This window comes from Sphingomonas sp. SORGH_AS_0870, assembly GCF_031453175.1.
Lineage (GTDB): Bacteria > Pseudomonadota > Alphaproteobacteria > Sphingomonadales > Sphingomonadaceae > Sphingomonas.
On record NZ_JAVIYW010000002.1, the window covers coordinates 1,739,907 to 1,755,000 of the forward strand.

Genomic DNA, 15,094 nt, shown 5'->3' on the forward strand with positions numbered 1-15,094 from the left:
GGCCTGAAGAGGGGAAAGGTCTTGCGACCCAAATCGGTGATCCTGGGCGAGCGGCTGTCGTTGCTCGCCATCCTGTTGCTGGTGGTGCTGGCGGCGCTGGGCTGGAACGATACGGTGGCGCAGGCGGGGGTCGGCATCGCGATCTTCGCCAATGTCCTGCTGATCGGCCTGTTCCTGCTGGCGACGCTGTGGACCACCCGTCTGGCGAGCCGGATCGGGCTGGGCCTGCTGATCGTGATGACCGTGCTCAACCTGCTGGGCTTTCTGTACCAGGTGTCGGTCGGTGCGCTGGCCGAGGGGATGTTCGGCGTGCTGACGGCGGTGCAGGCGGCGGCGTCTCTGGTCGCGGTGGTGATGCTGCTGCGGCCCAATGCGCTGGCCTGGTATCGCGCCAAGGCGGAGGAGAACGAAGCATGAAGACGATCCTGATCGGGCTGGCGATGTTGGCCGCGCCACAGATGCTGTCGGCGCAGACGCTGCAATGCACCGCCCCCTCGGGGCCGCAGCGCATCCGCCCCGACCTGCCCAGCGCCAGCCAGCCGACCCGCGTGCTGCCCATCGGCAGCTATACGCTGGCGATCACCTGGAGCCCGCAATATTGCCGCGATCCGAAGGGCGACAGCCGCTTCCAGTGCGGCACGGGCAACCGTTTCGGCTTCACGCTGCACGGCCTGTGGCCGGATGGCGAGGAGAAAGAGTGGCCGCAATATTGCCGCCCGACCGCGATCCTGCCCCAGGCGGTGGTCCGCCGTCACATCTGCGCTACCCCCTCGGCGCAGCTGATGCAGCATGAATGGGCCAAGCATGGCACCTGCATGGCGGGCTACAGCCCGGCGCGTTATTTCCAGCAGTCCAATGCGCTCTATCACGGCCTGCGCTTCCCGGACATGATGGCGCTGTCGCGTCAGGGCAATCTGACCGCCGGTGACGTCGCGACGGCGGTGGCAGCCGCGAACCGGGGCATGACCGCGGACATGATGCGCGTCACCGCGACCCGCGAGGGCTGGCTGGACGAAATCTGGATCTGCCTGAACAAGGCGTTCCGCTATACCCGCTGCCCCGCGCATCAGGGCGGCCTGCAACCCGGTGCCCCGATCAAGATCTGGCGCGGTCAGCGCTGAAGGCTGGCTTATCCCTCCACCGTCACGGTGGAGGGATGATGCTTGTCGAGATGCTTGCGGATGATCCGCAGGTTGCGCGTGTTGGACCGGAACAGCACGTCCGCCGCATCCCCGATCAGCGGCACGAAGCCCAGCACCGCGTCGAACCCGACATTGGCCATCATCCGCGCCATCTGGAACCGCGACAGGCCCAGATTGCGCGCTTCCCAGATGATGTAGCTGCCCAGCGCGGCGGCGGCGATGTCGCCTATCACGGGCACCAGCCCCAGCATCACGTCGAGGCCGATCGGCCGATTGATCCCCGGCAGCACGACGACGCGCTCCAACAGCCTTTCCATCGCCTCGATCCGTTGGCGACTGGCGGTGATCCCCTTGTCCAGGGGAAGGTTTTCGAAGATCGAGGAATCGATGGGAGACGCTTTGGCCATGCCCCTCAATTGGGGTCGGCGCGCAGGCGGTTCAATGGATGCCAGGCGCGGCTATTGGCCTGGAACTGGCGCAGTCGGCCGCTGACCAGCGACCAGCGCAGCGGACGGGCCAGCGGGATATAGGGCGTATCGGCGTTGAGCGCGGCATCGGCGGCGGCGATCGCCGCGCTGCGGGCGGCCAGAGTGGGCGCGAGCCGGGCCTGCTCGATGGCCGCACGGGCGGCATCGCCGCACGGCGCGCAGGCGGTGGCGAGATACCAGCGCGCGCTGTCGAAGGGGGCGACCGCATCGATCAGCCTGAGGTCGGCGGGCGCGTCCAGCGTCACGCGCTCGGGCACGATGCCGATCGACAGCAGCGTCGCGCCGACCTGTCCGTACAGCATGTTCGCCCCCGGCCCTTGCGGTAGGGCGATGCGCAGGTGCACCGGCTGTCCCCAGGCCGCGACACGGGCGCGGGCGGCGGCGCGGCGTTCGTCCAGCGTCAGCAGCGCCCAGCCGGGGATTTGCGGCGGCGCGTCCGAATCCAGCGTATCGGGCAGCAGGCGGTCGCTGGCCTCCCAATTGGGCGCGATCGCCCCGAGCAAGGCGGCCCGGTCGAACACGGCCGACAGCGCCTGGCGGTTCGCCGCATCCCCCAGAAACCCGTCCCGGCTGGCGATGGCGAAGCCGAACAGCCCGGCGGCAGGGTCGACCCGCACCGCCGCCGGGGCGATATTCACCAGATCGAGCAGCGGCCAATTCTCGAACCGCCCGCCCAGCATCAGATCGGACGCGCCGCGCGAAAAGCGAAGAATGCCCCGTGCGGCGCTTTCGCCGATCAGGCGGACATCGTCCTCCGGCGCGGGAGTCGCATCGTCTTCAGGCTCGGCGCGGCGAGGGTCGGGGATCAGGCGGAGCAGGGGCGGCGGCCCGGCGCGGACGATGCGGAACGGCCCCGTGCCATGACGCGCGCGGTCGATGATCGCCATTTCGGGCTGGGCGAAGAGTTTGAGCAGATCGGGGCGCGGACGCGACAGCCGGACCTCGATGACTTGCGGCGTCATCACGACGATCTCGTCGATGGCGGTCAGGAACGGCGCAAGCGGATTGCCCGAGCCGGGCGTGATCAGACGGCGCAAGATCGGTACGACCTGTTCGGCGGTGACCGGCGACCCGTCATTCCAGGTCGCCTCGCGCAACCGGAAGATATAGCTGCCGCCCTCGTCGATGACGATCCAGCGCTCGGCCAGCCCCGGCTCGATCTGCCCATTGGCGTCGAACCGCACGAGTCCCTGCGCCAGGGAGTCACGCAGCAGCCGATGCGGCATGTCGCCGCCGCTGGCGTTGGCCGGGTCGCGTTTCTGCGGCGTTTTGTCGGGGGAGGGCCGAACCGCACTGACGATAACCGCGCCCGTATCGGCCCGCCGCTCGCATGCCGAGGTGGCAAGCAGCGCGCCGGTCAAAAGGATGGTGCGGACGGCGGGACTCGAACCCGCACTCCATAGGAAGCCGATTTTAAGTCGGCAGCGTCTACCGATTTCGCCACGTCCGCGCACGGGCACAGGAAGAGACGAGGTTGTCGCCCACGTCAAGCATGGACCGATCATCGGGGAGCAGGAACTTCACCCGATCCGATCGGCCCGCCCCGTGGTGGCAAGAAGGCTCAGGCCCCCTCGACGTTCAGGCGGGCGCGCATTTCCTTGCCGGGCTTGAAATAGGGGACGCGCTTGGCGTCGACATCGACGGTTTCGCCGGTCCGGGGATTGCGGCCGGTGCGGGCGCTGCGCGCGCGGGTAGAAAAGGCACCGAAACCACGAAGTTCGACACGACCGTTATCGGCCAGCCGCTTGGTAATCTCATCGAAGAAGATGGTTACGATCAACTCGACTTCGCGCGGGTTCAGCCCCGGATTGTGTTGACCGATTTTTTGTACCAGTTCCGAACGGATCATCGTCTTGTCCCAAGCTACAGACGCGCCGTTCCTAACCTGTGTTTCTCGCTGCTGAAAGCGATTTTATTATACGATTAAGCGACGGACTGGTTCCATTGCGTGCGAAACCGGGACACATCCGGCAAAGCGGATGCGTCCCGGCCTTACGGCTTACTTCTGGCCGCGCGCCTTCAGCGCTTCGCCCAGGATGTCGCCCAGCGACGCGCCCGAGTCGGACGAACCGTACTGCGCCACCGCCTGCTTCTCTTCGGCGATCTGCATCGCCTTGACCGAGAAGGTCGGCTTCTTCGAACGATCGAAGCCGGTGACCATCGCGTCGAACTTCTGGCCGACCTGGAAGCGCTCGGGGCGCTGCTCGTCACGGTCGCGACCCAGATCGGTGCGCTTGATGAAGCCGGTCGCACCATCGTCGCCCGCCTGGACTTCCAGCCCTGCGTCGCGGACTTCAAGGACGGTCACGGTGACGACCTGGTTCTTGTTCAGGCGATCGCCAGCCGCAGCCACGCCGCCAGCGACGGGGCCGCCGCGCTCGAGCTGCTTCATGCCGAGCGAGATGCGCTCCTTCTCGGGGTCGATGTCCAAGACCACGGCCTGAACGACTTCGCCCTTGCGGTGCAGGTTGAGGGCGTCCTCACCCGACACGCCCCAGGCGATGTCCGACATGTGGACCATGCCGTCGACATCGTTGTCCAGGCCGATGAACAGGCCGAACTCGGTCGCATTCTTGACTTCGCCCTCGACGGTCGAGCCGATCGGATGAGCGGCGGCGAACGCCTCCCACGGATTGGCCTGAGCTTGCTTGAGGCCGAGCGAGATGCGGCGCTTTTCCTGATCGACCTCGAGGACGACCACATCGACTTCCTGCGAGGTCGACACGATCTTGCCCGGATGGACGTTCTTCTTGGTCCAGGACATTTCCGACACGTGGACCAGGCCTTCGATGCCCGGCTCCAGCTCGACGAATGCACCATATTCGGTGATGTTCGTGACGCGGCCCGACAGCTTGGCTCCGACCGGGTACTTGGCGCCGGCGCCATCCCACGGATCGCTCTCGAGCTGCTTCATGCCGAGCGAGATGCGCTGCGTGTCCTTGTTGATGCGGATGATCTGGACGCGCACGGTGTCGCCGATCGCGATCATCTCCGACGGATGATTGACGCGCTTGTACGACAGGTCGGTGACGTGCAGCAGGCCGTCGATGCCGCCCAGGTCGACGAACGCACCGTAATCGGTGATGTTCTTGACGACGCCGTCGATGACCTGACCCTCGGCCAGGCTCTGGATCAGGCCCGAACGCTGCTCGGCGCGGGTCTCTTCCAGGACCGCGCGACGCGAAACGACGATGTTGCCGCGCTTGCGGTCCATCTTCAGGATCTGGAACGGCTGCGGGATGTCCATCAGCGGGGTGACGTCGCGGACGGGGCGGATGTCGACCTGCGAGCCGGGCAGGAACGCCACGGCGCCGTTCAGGTCGACGGTGAAGCCACCCTTCACGCGGCCGAAGATCACGCCTTCGACGCGGGCCGACTTCGAGAATTCGAGCTCCAGCTTGTCCCAGGCGGCCTCGCGGCGCGCGCGGTCGCGGCTGAGCATCGCTTCGCCGTGCATGTTCTCGACGCGGTCGACATAGACCTCGACCTCGTCACCGACCTTCAGGTCGGCCTTCTGGCCGGGGGCAGCGAATTCGCGGAGGGGCACACGGCCTTCCGACTTCAGACCGACGTCGATGACGGCCATGTCGTTTTCGATCGCGGTGACGGTGCCATGCACGACGCGACCCTCGAAGCTGTCGGCACCGCCGAACATGTCATCGAGCATCGCCGCGAAATCGTCGCGCGTGGGCTGGGGGTTGGTTGCCATAAAAGGGTTAGGTTCCTGAGAGTTTTTCGCCTCCGGTCGGGGATTCGGCCCCGGCGTTCGACGATGGCCGCGCCGACCCCATGTCGACGCCACCAGGCCCGAAGATGTGACTGAAACACGGAAAAGCGGCGGTCCGCGACAAATGCGGAAAGGACGCTGAGGGCAAGGCCCTGCGTCAGCCTCTCCGCGGAACAGGGTCCGCGAGCGCGGGTGCTTTAGCCGAAAATGGGGTTTTGTGCAAGGTGAGGGGGCGGCTATTCCTCCCCTGCAAGGGGAGGGGAACCAGCGAAGCTGGTGGAGGGGTGTCCCGCTATCGAGAGGGCGACACCCCTCCGTCGCGCTCCGCGCCACCTCCCCTTGCAGGGGAGGAATATCAGGGGCGCCCCTTGGCCGCGACCTGGGCGTCGACGAACTGGATCGCGCGGGCGACCGCCGCGTCGATGGTCAGGCTGGAGGTATCCAGCGCCGCCGCATCCGCCGCCTGGGTGAGGGGGGCCGTCGCCCGGCCGCTGTCGCGCTCGTCGCGGGCGCGGATGTCGGCCAGCACCTGTTCGAAGCTCGCGGTCGAGCCGTTGGCGGCCAGCTCGTTATGCCGCCGCCGCGCGCGGACCTGCGGGCTGGCCTTCACGAACAGCTTGGCGTCGGCGTCGGGGGCGATGACCGTGCCGATATCGCGTCCGTCGAGGATCGCGCCGCCCGGCTGGTTGGCGAAGCGCTTCTGCCGCTGGAGCAGCGCGGCGCGGACCAGCGGATGCGCCGACACGACCGAGGCGAGCTTGCCCGTCTCGTCATCGCGCAAGGCCGGATCGGCGAGCAGGCTGTCGTCGAAGCTGCACGCCGCGACCGCATCGGCCTCGCGCGTCGGGTCGAGGTGCATCGCGCGCACCGTCGCCGCCACGGCGCGGTAGAGCAGCCCGGTGTCGAGATGGGGCAGCCCGTAATGCTTCGCCAGCGCGCGGGCGATGGTGCCCTTGCCGCTGGCCGCCGGTCCGTCGACCGCGATGATCATGCCAGCGCCCCCAGCGACTCCAGCGTGTCGAAGAAGACGGGATAGCTGGTCGCGACGGGCGCTGCATCGTCCAGCGTGATCGGATCACGGGCGTTCAGCGCCGCGATGGTCATGCTCATGGCGATCCGGTGGTCGAGCAGCGTCGCGATGGTCGCGCCGCCGGGGATCGGATCGCCGCCGGTGCCGGTCACGGCCATGCCGTCCTCATATTCCTCGCAACGGACACCGCACGCGCCAAGCGCGTCGGCCATGGCGGTGATGCGATCCGACTCCTTGACGCGCAGTTCCTCCGCGCCGCGTGCGATGGTCGTGCCGGTCGCGAAGGCGGCGGCGACGAACAGCACGGGATATTCGTCGATCATGCTGGGCGTCAGCTCGGGCGGAACCTCGATCGCCGTCAGGGGGGCATGGCGGACGCGCAGGTCAGCCACGGGCTCGCCGCCGACGATGCGCGCGTCCAGCTCGGTGATGTCCGCGCCCATCATCTTGAGCGCCGCGATGATGCCGGTCCGGGTCGGGTTCATGCCGACATTGGTGATCGTCACGTCCGCGCCCGGCACGATCGACCCCGCGACCAGCCAGAAGGCGGCGGAAGACGGATCGCCCGGCACGACGATGTCCTGCGGCTTCAGCTCGGCTTGCCCGCGAATCGTGATGATCCGCCCCTCGGGGGAGGGGGTGACGGTCAGCTCGGCGCCGAAGCCCGCCAGCATCCGCTCGCTATGGTCGCGGGTCGCGATCGGCTCGATCACCGTCGTTTCGCCCGGCGTGTTGAGCCCCGCGAGCAGGATCGCCGACTTCACCTGGGCCGAGGCGACGGGCAGGGTGTAGCGGATGGGCACCGCCGGGCTGATTCCCCGGACCATCAGGGGCAGGCGGCCGCCCGGCGTGTCCTGGAACTGCGCACCCATCTGCGACAGCGGATCGATGACGCGGCCCATCGGGCGCTTGGACAAAGAGGCGTCGCCGGTGAAGGTGGCGGTGATCGGATGGCTGGCGACCAGACCCATCAGCAGGCGCGTCGAGGTGCCCGAATTGCCCATGTCGAGCGCGGTCTCGGGCTGGAGCAGCCCGCCGACGCCGACGCCGTGGATCACCCACACCCCGTCATCCTGCCGGACGATGTCGGCGCCCATCGCGCGCATCGCGCTGGCGGTGGCGAGCACGTCCTCGCCCTCCAGCAGGCCCCGGACCCGGCTTTGCCCGACCGCGAGCGCGGAGAGCATCAGCGAGCGGTGGCTGATCGATTTGTCGCCCGGAACGGCGATGGTGCCGCGAAGGGCGGCGGCGGCTCGCACGGTGCGAGGCTGGGGAAGAGTGTGCGCCATAGATGGCGCGGGCTTTTGACAGGGGCCTTGCGCTGTGGCAAGGCGCGCCCACTTTTCGCTCCGGCGGAAAACCCAATCCGAAAGGTATGAACGGCATGATCAAGCCGGAATGGGGCACGAAGCGTACGTGCCCGAAATGCGCGACGCGCTTTTACGACCTCGAAAAGGACGACCCCGTGACCTGCATCAATTGCGGGACGCAGTGGGAGCCCGAGCCCATCCTGAAGTCGAAGCAGCCCCTGCCGTTCGAGCAGGTCAAGGCCGAGAACAAGGAAGCCGACAGCGATCTGGCGGGCGGTGACGACGAGGATCTGGACATCACCGGTGAGGACGAAGAGCCCTCGCCCGACGATGAAGTCGATCTGGGCGGCGACGACGATCTGGGCGTCGAGACGTCCAGCGAGGACGACGAACACTGAGTCGTTCGACGGGGTTCGGCAGGGACCTGAAAAAAGTACTTGCCGAGCCCCGGCGGCCCCGCTAGTGGGCTGCCTCCACAGCGGAACGGGGCCGTAGCTCAGCTGGGAGAGCGTCGCAATGGCATTGCGAAGGTCAGGGGTTCGATCCCCCTCGGCTCCACCATTCCGCAGGAACGTCGGCAGCTAAGCTGCTGACAGGCTGACCCGCATCCCGCCGGGCCATGCCGACACCGATGGGGCCGTAGCTCAGCTGGGAGAGCGTCGCAATGGCATTGCGAAGGTCAGGGGTTCGATCCCCCTCGGCTCCACCATCCTTTGACATCGCTGACAGCGTCCACCGCCCTGGTCGTCCATGGGTGGTTTTTCGCGTTGTGCGTCGCGCGCCGGGCAAGTCGCGCAGGAGCGCGTCTGCTCGGGCGAAGGCGAGGGAATAGGCTTCGCCAGGCGGCAAAGGCTGCCCATGCGCTTCGACTTCGTTCAGCCCGAACGGGTGGGGGACATGGCGGCGGTCGCAACATTCCCCGGTGAATGGAAAACGCGCCGTCAGGCCCGATCAGACCGCCGCCAGCCGCCGCTGCATCCGGTGAACGGGGTTGGCGGCGTCGCCGGTCATGTCGGTCAGCCGGAAACGGGCGACTTCGCGGGCCAGCGTCTCGGCCTCCAGCGCCAGCTTGCGCGCGGACGAGGTGGCCTGTTCGACCATCGCGGCATTGCGCTGGGTCACGCCGTCCATTTCGGATACCGCGGTGTTGACCTGTTGCAGCCCGATCGACTGTTGCCCGGCCGAGGCCGCGATCTGCGACACCAGTTCGCTGATCTCGCCGATCCGTCCGATGATTCGCTGCAGCGCCTCGCCAGCCTCGTTGACCAGTTCGACGCCCGTACCGACCTGGTCGGAGGAGGCCAGAATGCGCGTCTTGACGTCCTTGGCCGCCTCGGCGGACCGCTGGGCCAGCGCGCGGACCTCGGACGCGACGACGGCAAAGCCCTTGCCCGCCTCGCCCGCGCGCGCCGCCTCGACCCCTGCGTTCAGCGCCAGCAGGTTGGTCTGGAACGAGATGCCGTCGATGACGCTGATGATCTCGCTGATTTCGGACGAGGCGCGCTCGATCCCGCCCATCGCCTCGACCGCGCGGCGGACAATCTGGCCCGATTCCTCGGCTTCCTGACGCGCCTCGCCGACGATCCGGTTGGCGCGCGAGGCGCCGTCGGCGGTCTGGCGGACCGTGGTGGTGATCTGCTGCATCGCCGCCGCCGTTTCCTCCAGCGAGGCGGCCTGCTGCTTGGTGCGGTCGGACAGGTCGTCCGAGGCCAGCCGGATGTCACCCGACCCGATGCGGATTTCCTCGCCCGACTGGGTCACCACGCCCAGCGTTGCGCACATCTGGGTGCGCATCGCCTCGAAACTGTCGGCCAGCGCCTGATATTCGGTCGGCAGCCCGTCGAGCGAGGCGGTCAGGTCGCCCTTGGCCATCCGGTCGAACACCGCGCCGCAGCGTTCGATGACGGCTCGGCGCCCGGCCTGTTCGGCCTCGAAATAGGCGGCCAGCGCGATATCCATGTCGATCAGCGAAGCCTTGACCAGCGCGGTCGCCGCCCGGGCGCGCCGCCGCGCGCCGAAAGGCCAGAGCAGCCGCCCGAGGATCAGCTTGGGCAGGACATATTCCAGCATCCGCGCATAGCCGCTGATATACCAGGTCGGCGCCAGCCCGATCCGGGCATGGACCTGCCCGATATGGGTCGAGGAGGCAGCATAGTCGCGGTCGAGCGGGCGCGAGAACAGCTTGCGCCAATGCTCCATCTGCTTGTCGCGGGCGTGGTCCATCCGTGCCTGCGACGCGAACAGCCCCCGGATCTGCGACGTGTTGGCGATGTGACGGTACAGCGCGGTCAGCGCCGCGGGGGCGTGCCGTTCGATCGCGCGCTTGACCATCGGGAAGGTGGCATAGCTTTGCGCGTCATAGTCGAACGCCGCCAGCCTCTGCTCAAAATCAATATGTTCCGATCCGCTCACGGCCCATCCTCCATGCCACGCCTTGTTATGGCAAAGAGGGTTAAGAAGCCGTGGCGGTTACCGATGGGGCACAATTTTTTCCCGCAACCCACGTCGGTTACGCGATCGGCCCCGAAACGGGCCGGGCCGCCTGCGCGAACCCGGCCCCTGGGCTCAGGCGGCCAGCCCGTGATGGCGCAGCAGCGCATCCGGCTCCGGCGCGCGGCCCCGGAAAGCGCGGAAATTCTCGGCGGCGGGACGACTCGCCCCGCGCGCCAGCACCTCGCGGCGGAACCGGTCGCCCGCCACCTGGCCCTCCTCGGCAAAGGCGGCAAAGGCGTCGGCCGACAGCAGCTCGGCCCAGAGATAGCTGTAATAGCCCGCCGCATAGCCGCCCGCGAAGATATGGGCGAAGCTGTGCGGGAAGCGATTCCATTCGGGCGGGCGAATCACCGCTACCTCATCGCGCACCGCGTTCAGCACGGCCATGACCCGGCCGCCCTGCGCCGGGTCGAAGTCGCGATGCAGCCGCAGGTCGAAGGTCGCGAACTCGATCTGACGCAGCAGGAACAGCCCGGCCTGGAACCGCCGCGCCGCCAGCATCTTTGCGAACAGGTCGTCGGGCAGCGGCTCGCCGGTTTCGACATGCGCGGACAGCTGGGTCAGCGTGTCGCGGTCCCAGGCGAAATTCTCCATGAACTGGCTGGGCAGCTCGACCGCATCCCATTCCACGCTGGAAATCCCGCCGATCGAGGGCAGGTCGACCTCGGTCAGCAGGTGGTGGAGCACATGGCCGAATTCGTGGAGCAGCGTGACCACATCGCCATGCGCCAGCAGCGCGGGCGTATCGCCCGTCGCGGGCGGGAAGTTGCAGGTCAGATAGGCGATCGGCCGATGGAAACGATCGGCATCGCGGAAGCGCGGACGGCACACGTCCATCCAGGCACCGCCGCGCTTGCCCGCGCGTGCGTGGAAATCGCAATAGACGCCCGCGACGATCTCGCCGCTCGCATCCTGCACGTCATAATAGCGGACATCGGCATTCCACACCGACACGCCCGGCCGTTCGACCAGGCGGATGCCGTAGAGCCGCTCGATCAGCGCGGTCGTGCCCTCCATGACGCGGGGCAGGGGGAAATAGGCGCGAATCGCCTCGCGGTCGACGCCGAAGCGCTCGCGGCGCATATGCTCGGCGACATAGCCGGTGTCCCAGGGCTCCAGCTTGGCGATGCCGAACGTCTCGGCGGCATAGGTGCTCGCCTCGGCCAGTTCGCGCTCCGCCAGCGGACGCGCGCGGGCGGCCAAGTCGGACAGGAAGGCCAGCGCCTCGTCGGCCGACTGCGCCATCTTGGTCTCGACCGAACGCGCGGCGGCGTCGGAGAAGCCCAGCAGCCGGGCGGCCTCATGGCGCAGCGCCAGGATGCGGTCGATCCGGGCGCTGTTGTCGTGCGCGGGATCGGCGGCCTGGTCGGAAGCGCGGGTGGCATAGGCCTTGGCGACGCGGGCGCGCAGGTCGCGATTGTCGGCCTGGGTCAGGATCGCCTGAACGCTGGGTTCGCGCAGCGTGACGAGCCAGCCGTCCAGCTCCTTCTCGGCGGCATAGGCAGCCAGGATCGCCTTGGCATTGTCGGTCAGGCCCGACAGCAGCGCCTCGTCGGTGACGTGCTCGCCCCAGGCCTCGCTCGAATCGAGCACGGCATTGCCGAACTCGGTGGTCAGCTTGTTCAGCTCGACCCCGATCTCGCGGAACCGCGCCTTGGCCGCATCGTCCAGCCCGACGCCCGACAAAGTGAAGTCACGGCGCGCCAGCACGACCGCGCGGGCTTCGGTCTCGGTCAGCGGCGCGAGGTCGACCCGGTTGAACGCGGCGAACAGGCGCGGGTCCTGTCCGGCCTCCAGCCCATATTCGGCGAGCATCGCCTGCGCCTCGGCATAGGCGGCGCGCAGTTCGGGGGTGTCGGCGACCGAATGAAGATGCCCCGCAGGCGACCAGCCGCGCGCTATCGCGAACCCCGCGCGCTCGCTGGCCAGCACGACATCGGCGAAATCGCTGGCGTTGGATCCGCCGATACGGTCGGCGGCGGCGCGGGCATCGGCGATCAGCGCCTGGGCGGCGGGCACCAGATGCTCGGGCCGGACGGCGGCGAAATCGGGAAGGTCGGTATCGGCGAGAAGCGGATTGATGGTCATTCGGCGTCCTTGAGCAACATCGTGCGAAGCGACATCTCGGCAGCGTCGACGCTTTCGGCAAGCCCCTGATGCGCCAACCAGCGCGGATCATGGTGGCAATCGGCATAGCGCGCGCCATGGTCGCAGATCAGCGTGGCGATCGATCCGGCTCGTCCGGCGGCGGTCATGTCCAGCGCCAGCAGCGCGGCGGCGACGAAGTTCGCGCCCGTCGACGGCCCCACCGGCCGCCCCAGGCACTCGCCCGCGATCCGCATCCCCGCGATCGACACGGCATCGGGCAGCTTCATCATCCGGTCGATCGCACCGGGCAGGAAGGACGGCTCGACACGAGGGCGGCCGACCCCCTCGATCCGCGACGGGGCGGGGCAGCGCGCGGTGGGATCGTCGTCGCGATAGCCCTGGAAAAAGGCGCTATGCTCGACATCGGCAACACAAAGCCGGGTGGGAAGCCCGCGATAGCGACAATGCCGCCCGATCGTGGCGGCGGTCCCGCCAGTGCCCGCGCCCACCACGATCCATTCGGGAACGGCATGCGGCTCGCCCGCCATCTGGGTCAGGATCGCCGAGGCGATATTGTCGCAGCGCCAGTCGGTCGCGGGCGCGGCATTGGTGAACTGGTCGAGATAGACGCCGCCCAGCGCATCGGCTAGGTCGCGCGCCTCGTCATACAGGCGGTGCGGCTCGACCAGATGGCATTGGCCGCCCTGCGCCTGGATCGCGGCGATCTTGGCCCCCGAGGTACTGGCGGGCATGACGGCGTGGAAGGGCAGGCCGAGCAGCCGCGCGAAATAGGCTTCCGACACCGCCGTCGATCCCGACGATGCCTCGACCAGCGGGCGACCCGCGCGAATGACGCCCGCGACGATCCCGCCGATGAACAGCGACCGCGCCAGCCGGTGCTTCAGGCTGCCCGTCGGATGCGCCGACTCGTCCTTCAGATACAGGTCGACATGGGGTGCCGAGGGAAGGGTGACGGCCAGCAGCGGCGTCTCTGGGCAACGGCGCCGATCCCGGTCGAGCACCGCCAGCGCGGCGTCGACGAAACGCCGGTCGACCGGCTTCTCCGTGACGGCGATGCCCAGCGCATCGACTGCGCCCTGGATCGCATCCTGATCGGTGGCGGGGCGGGGGGGCGCGGTCATCAACATGGCATATTTTCCTTCATTGCTGGAAAGGATATGCGGTTCTTATCGCGAAATCATACCAAAGTTGGCGGTTCATTCCGTGTTTGGTGTGACAAAATCCCATATGAGGGCCATATGATCGATAGAATTGACACTGCCATCCTCGCCCAGCTCCAGGCGGATGCCAGCCTGTCGGTCGCCGAAGTGGCCGCACGGGTGAATCTTTCGCAAAATGCCTGCTGGCGGCGCATCCGGCGGCTGGAGGAGGAGGGGATCATCCTCGGCCGGGTGGCGCTGCTCGATCCGGAAAAGCTGGATGCGGGGATGACCGTCTTCGTCAGCGTTCGCACCGCCGAGCATTCCGCCGCCTGGCTCGATGATTTCGCCAAGGCCGTGAACGACATGCCCGAGGTCGTCGAGTTCTACCGCATGGCGGGGGAGATCGATTATCTGCTCAAGATCCGCGTGGCCGACATCAAATCCTATGACCGGGTCTATAAGCGCCTCATCGAACGCGTCCGCCTGGTCGATGTCAGCGCCGCCTTCGCGATGGAGGAGATCAAGCACAGCACCGCGATCCCGCTGCCCCAGCCGTCCCGATGATATGGATTGCATTTTGTGCAACTGCATTTGTTGAGGTTGCAATTGCGTCAATCGCTGCTGCGATGCACAAGGGACGGGCCTTTCAGGCATCCTCTCCTAAAAACTTTCCGGCCGGTCGCAAGACCGGCCTTTTTTTTGGCCGCGCTTTCCCCTACGGAATGAAGGCGTCGTCGGCCAACGAAGACAGAATCATAAACGGGAGTGGAAGCCGCCGGTAAGACCGGCATCGGCTGGACGACCGGGATGGGGGTTGAGCGTATCGGCCATCGCTCCCCCCATTTTCCTTTGCGGCATCGCCCCCACGCGCTTGGCAGCGACAGCCTTCATGACCTATCTGGCGCGCAAGGCCGTGCCGGTCCGTTGAGACAGCCGGTGCTCGACCGCCATTTCAGGGAGCGCCGACGATGCAGCGCCTTTTTTCCATCTTCGAACCCTTTGTGCTCAGCCTGTTGGGCACCGTCCTGCTGGCGACGATCCTGCCCGCGCGCGGGGCGTTCGCCGTCTATGCGGGCTATATGGCGGATGCGGGGATCGTCCTTCTGTTCTTCCTGCACGGTGCCAAGCTGTCGCGCGACGCGATCTGGCAAGGGCTGCGCAACTGGCCGCTCCATCTGGCGGTGCTGGCGTCGACCTTCATCCTGTTTCCGCTGCTCGGCCTTGCCCTGTCGCATCTGCCCGGCGTCGATCCGTCGCTGGCGACCGGCATCCTGTTCCTGACCCTGCTGCCGTCGACGGTGCAATCCTCGATCGCCTTCACCGCGATCGCACGCGGCAATGTCGCGGCGGCGATCTGTAGTGCCTCCTTCTCCAATCTGCTGGGCATCGTGCTGACCCCGGCCCTGGTGGCCTTGCTGATGAAGGTCGATGGCGGGGGCGGCGTCTCGCTGGCGTCGATCGAGGGCATCCTGCTGCAATTGCTGGCGCCGTTCGTCATCGGCCATCTGCTGCGCCCATGGATTGGCGGGTTCGTGGCCCGTCGCAAGTCGCTGCTGACCATCGTCGATCGCGGCTCGATCCTGCTCGTCGTCTATACGGCCTTTGGCGCGGCTGTGGTCGAGGGGCTGTGGTCGCGCGTGTCGCCCGCCGATC

Annotated in this window: 13 protein-coding genes, 3 tRNA genes and 1 pseudogene (1 of these 17 running past the window's edge); 7 read left to right on the forward strand and 10 right to left on the reverse strand. The window is 67.5% G+C overall.

Translation table 11 applies throughout. The annotated features are described in order from the left end of the window. The first annotated feature begins 21 nt into the window (after nt 1-21). A complete protein-coding gene (locus QE363_RS08565; RefSeq protein WP_309694367.1) occupies nt 22-417 on the forward strand; it encodes a hypothetical protein in 396 nt (131 codons plus the stop codon). Further along, the gene (locus tag QE363_RS08570) at nt 414-1,121 is read left to right on the forward strand and encodes a ribonuclease T2 family protein (RefSeq protein WP_309694370.1); all 708 of its coding nucleotides are present in this window, start codon (nt 414-416) and stop codon (nt 1,119-1,121) included. The genes QE363_RS08565 and QE363_RS08570 overlap by 4 nt, the downstream gene beginning before the upstream one ends. A gap of 8 nt (nt 1,122-1,129) precedes the next feature. On the opposite strand, the gene QE363_RS08575 is transcribed toward QE363_RS08570, so the two are convergent. The 7 genes and pseudogenes from QE363_RS08575 to aroA form a co-directional block, all read right to left on the reverse strand. Next, the gene (locus tag QE363_RS08575; RefSeq protein WP_309694372.1) at nt 1,130-1,549 is read right to left on the reverse strand and encodes a DUF4112 domain-containing protein; all 420 of its coding nucleotides are present in this window, start codon (nt 1,547-1,549) and stop codon (nt 1,130-1,132) included. A gap of 5 nt (nt 1,550-1,554) precedes the next feature. Then, the gene (locus tag QE363_RS08580) at nt 1,555-2,991 is read right to left on the reverse strand and encodes an ABC transporter substrate-binding protein (protein WP_309694374.1); all 1,437 of its coding nucleotides are present in this window, start codon (nt 2,989-2,991) and stop codon (nt 1,555-1,557) included. Nucleotides 2,992-2,996: 5 nt separating this feature from the next. Continuing rightward, a tRNA-Leu gene (locus tag QE363_RS08585) sits at nt 2,997-3,080 on the reverse strand. A 111-nt stretch (nt 3,081-3,191) separates the two neighbouring features. Then, a pseudogene (locus tag QE363_RS08590) lies at nt 3,192-3,506 on the reverse strand (integration host factor subunit beta); the annotation flags it as partial. Nucleotides 3,507-3,629: 123 nt separating this feature from the next. Further along, complete coding sequence (gene rpsA, locus QE363_RS08595) at nt 3,630-5,339, reverse strand: 30S ribosomal protein S1 (protein ID WP_309694378.1); 1,710 nt, start codon at nt 5,337-5,339, stop codon at nt 3,630-3,632. A 373-nt stretch (nt 5,340-5,712) separates the two neighbouring features. Continuing rightward, nucleotides 5,713-6,348, reverse strand: a complete 636-nt coding sequence (gene cmk, locus QE363_RS08600) for a (d)CMP kinase (RefSeq protein ID WP_309694380.1) — start codon at nt 6,346-6,348, stop codon at nt 5,713-5,715. Next, a complete protein-coding gene (gene aroA / locus QE363_RS08605; protein WP_307104478.1) occupies nt 6,345-7,676 on the reverse strand; it encodes a 3-phosphoshikimate 1-carboxyvinyltransferase in 1,332 nt (443 codons plus the stop codon). Before aroA ends, cmk begins: the two co-directional genes overlap by 4 nt. A gap of 95 nt (nt 7,677-7,771) precedes the next feature. On the opposite strand from aroA, the gene QE363_RS08610 reads away from it, so the two are divergent. The 3 genes from QE363_RS08610 (at nt 7,772) to QE363_RS08620 (ending at nt 8,406) form a co-directional block, all read left to right on the forward strand. Beyond that, nucleotides 7,772-8,095, forward strand: coding sequence for a TIGR02300 family protein (locus QE363_RS08610; RefSeq protein WP_307104832.1), 324 nt, complete (start codon nt 7,772-7,774; stop codon nt 8,093-8,095). Nucleotides 8,096-8,182: 87 nt separating this feature from the next. Beyond that, a tRNA-Ala gene (locus tag QE363_RS08615) sits at nt 8,183-8,258 on the forward strand. A gap of 72 nt (nt 8,259-8,330) precedes the next feature. Continuing rightward, nucleotides 8,331-8,406 (forward strand) — tRNA-Ala (locus QE363_RS08620). 242 nt (nt 8,407-8,648) lie between these two features. On the opposite strand, the gene QE363_RS08625 is transcribed toward QE363_RS08620, so the two are convergent. From QE363_RS08625 to QE363_RS08635, 3 genes are all read right to left on the reverse strand, one after another. After that, nucleotides 8,649-10,109 (reverse strand): globin-coupled sensor protein, encoded by a 1,461-nt coding sequence (locus QE363_RS08625; protein WP_307104480.1) that lies wholly within the window; start codon nt 10,107-10,109, stop codon nt 8,649-8,651. Between the two features lie 153 nt (nt 10,110-10,262). Next, nucleotides 10,263-12,278 (reverse strand): M3 family metallopeptidase, encoded by a 2,016-nt coding sequence (locus QE363_RS08630; protein WP_309694387.1) that lies wholly within the window; start codon nt 12,276-12,278, stop codon nt 10,263-10,265. Continuing rightward, entirely contained in the window at nt 12,275-13,426 is a 1,152-nt protein-coding gene (locus tag QE363_RS08635; RefSeq protein ID WP_309694391.1) for a pyridoxal-phosphate dependent enzyme, read from the reverse strand. The genes QE363_RS08630 and QE363_RS08635 overlap by 4 nt, the downstream gene beginning before the upstream one ends. Nucleotides 13,427-13,537: 111 nt before the next feature. Between QE363_RS08635 and QE363_RS08640 the strand changes: the two genes are divergently transcribed. Together QE363_RS08640 and QE363_RS08645 are read left to right on the forward strand one after the other, a co-directional pair. Then, nucleotides 13,538-14,005 (forward strand): Lrp/AsnC family transcriptional regulator, encoded by a 468-nt coding sequence (locus tag QE363_RS08640; protein WP_307104486.1) that lies wholly within the window; start codon nt 13,538-13,540, stop codon nt 14,003-14,005. Nucleotides 14,006-14,409: 404 nt separating this feature from the next. Beyond that, a protein-coding gene (locus QE363_RS08645; RefSeq protein ID WP_309694393.1) for a bile acid:sodium symporter family protein crosses the window boundary here: on the forward strand, nt 14,410-15,094 show its 5' portion. Its footprint extends 311 nt past the window's final position; only the first 685 of its 996 coding nucleotides appear in the window; it begins with the start codon at nt 14,410-14,412; its stop codon lies off the right edge, out of view.

Bases quoted from the DNA above. Each gene is read 5' to 3' on its own strand.
- aroA (WP_307104478.1), bottom strand. From the start codon at position 7,676: ATGGCGCACACTCTTCCCCAGCCTCGCACCGTGCGAGCCGCCGCCGCC.
- QE363_RS08635 (WP_309694391.1), bottom strand. From the start codon at position 13,426: ATGTTGATGACCGCGCCCCCCCGCCCCGCCACCGATCAGGATGCGATC.
- QE363_RS08575 (WP_309694372.1), bottom strand. From the start codon at position 1,549: ATGGCCAAAGCGTCTCCCATCGATTCCTCGATCTTCGAAAACCTTCCC.
- QE363_RS08570 (WP_309694370.1), top strand. From the start codon at position 414: ATGAAGACGATCCTGATCGGGCTGGCGATGTTGGCCGCGCCACAGATG.
- QE363_RS08610 (WP_307104832.1), top strand. From the start codon at position 7,772: ATGATCAAGCCGGAATGGGGCACGAAGCGTACGTGCCCGAAATGCGCG.
- cmk (WP_309694380.1), bottom strand. From the start codon at position 6,348: ATGATCATCGCGGTCGACGGACCGGCGGCCAGCGGCAAGGGCACCATC.
- QE363_RS08640 (WP_307104486.1), top strand. From the start codon at position 13,538: ATGATCGATAGAATTGACACTGCCATCCTCGCCCAGCTCCAGGCGGAT.
- rpsA (WP_309694378.1), bottom strand. From the start codon at position 5,339: ATGGCAACCAACCCCCAGCCCACGCGCGACGATTTCGCGGCGATGCTC.
- QE363_RS08630 (WP_309694387.1), bottom strand. From the start codon at position 12,278: ATGACCATCAATCCGCTTCTCGCCGATACCGACCTTCCCGATTTCGCC.